This is a genomic window from Photorhabdus sp. S10-54, from assembly GCF_963878145.1.
Classification (GTDB): domain Bacteria; phylum Pseudomonadota; class Gammaproteobacteria; order Enterobacterales; family Enterobacteriaceae; genus Photorhabdus; species Photorhabdus kayaii.
In genome coordinates, this window is the sequence record NZ_CAWNXG010000133.1 from 1 (window position 1) to 1,567 (window position 1,567).

The 1,567-nt window shown below is 47.9% G+C and carries 1 protein-coding gene; it reads left to right on the top strand.

Translation table 11 applies throughout. From position 1 onward, the window contains the following. Positions 1-68: 68 nt before the first annotated feature. The gene (locus AACQ83_RS24080) at positions 69-1,520 is read left to right on the top strand and encodes a transposase (protein ID WP_158539355.1); all 1,452 of its coding nucleotides are present in this window, start codon (positions 69-71) and stop codon (positions 1,518-1,520) included. The last annotated feature ends 47 nt before the right edge of the window (positions 1,521-1,567 follow it).

The following is a 1,567-nucleotide window of genomic DNA, read 5'->3' on the forward strand; positions in this document are numbered from 1 at the left end:
CGAGGGTGTCGCAAAAGGCGCGTGTTATCCGTTAAGATCTGCGTACTTCTTTTAAGCGCAGATCTTTTATGACCTTATTCATTCGAAAACGGGAACCTTCTATTCATACTGGACGTCAGTTTGTCACCGCTCAGCACTTACCTGTCTTAGCGGGTTCTCTTTCCCTTTCTGATTATCTCAGGCAAATGGGGGAGCGTAGCGCATTTATTGTGGCTGACATTCTTGATGAGCAAGATTGGGCTCCCTTTGAACGCCATTATGCTTCGACAGGCAGAGCCCCTTATTCTCCCCATTCCATGATGGGGATCCTACTTTATGGGATCATGAAAGGTCACTGCTCGCTCAGAGAACTTGAACGACTTGCGCGTTTCGATTTAGGCTGTATTTTTGTCAGTCAGGGAATTACGCCCGATCACGCCAGTCTGGGGCGTTTCATTTATCAGCACCAATCTGTCCTGACCGGGCCGTTTTTTGAAGCACTGACCTTCTCCATTTTGCACCGTAGCCATTCGGGGGTTTCGTGTCTGGCCGGTGACGGGACAGTGATAGAGGCGGCCTGTTCTCATTACCACCTTTTAACTCAGGAAGCGATTTCACGCGAAAAAAATGCCCTCACGGCAATGTCTGCCACAGTGCAGATAGAGAAACGCAGGAAACAATTGGAACAGGGAGCCGACGTCTTACGGCACCGACAAGAAAATCGGGAAAAAAAGGGGAAGGAGGCCAGCCAACTGCGTATCAATCCAACCGAACCCGATGCCGTCGTCCAGAAACTCAAGCGGGGAAGAGGATTTTCAACTTCTTATAAACCGTCTGTTTTGGTCAACAGCAGACGTATTATTGTCGCTCAAACGGTAGACCCCTCCAGTGAAACCCAAGTGATAGCCGCGTTATTGGCACAGAATTTCAATCTATCGGGGCGTCACCCGGACAAGCTGTTATTGGATGCCGGTTATTTCCATGACGAGGTGATTGCTGAGACGCAAAAACATCACATTCTGTTGTTCTGCCCGGAAGGCAATGAGCATCAGAGCCTAAGAAAAATCTACCCAAAATCGCGGTTTATTTATCATGCGGAGAAAGACCTTTATATCTGCCCGGCCAATGACAGGTTGCTTCCTGTCAGTACAGTAAAACCTTCCGAAAAGAGCCGTGGGCATCGAGTTTATACGGGAGCAAACTGTGCCGATTGCCCGAAAAAAGAAAAATGTACGCAGGCGAAAAAGGGCAGAAAAATTAAACGTTACCCGGAAGATAAAGCGCGGGATAAACTGCGTTCACGTATGACCAAACTGGAGTCAAAACGGATATTGAGTCAGAGAAAAGTCATGGTAGAACCGGTATTTTCCGCTTTACGTGGGATCCAGGGACTGGAACGCTTTCGGCGTAGAGGTTTATCGGCAGTCAGAGTGGAATTTACCTTGCATGCCATAGCGTATAACTTATCAAGGGCAGTTGCCCTGATATTATGGGCTATTTTTAGCCTGTCATGGGTTGCCAGTCCCAATAACAGGCAATAAATTTCTGTGGGGTTATTTTCAATGCCGACCTTTTGCGACACCCTCTT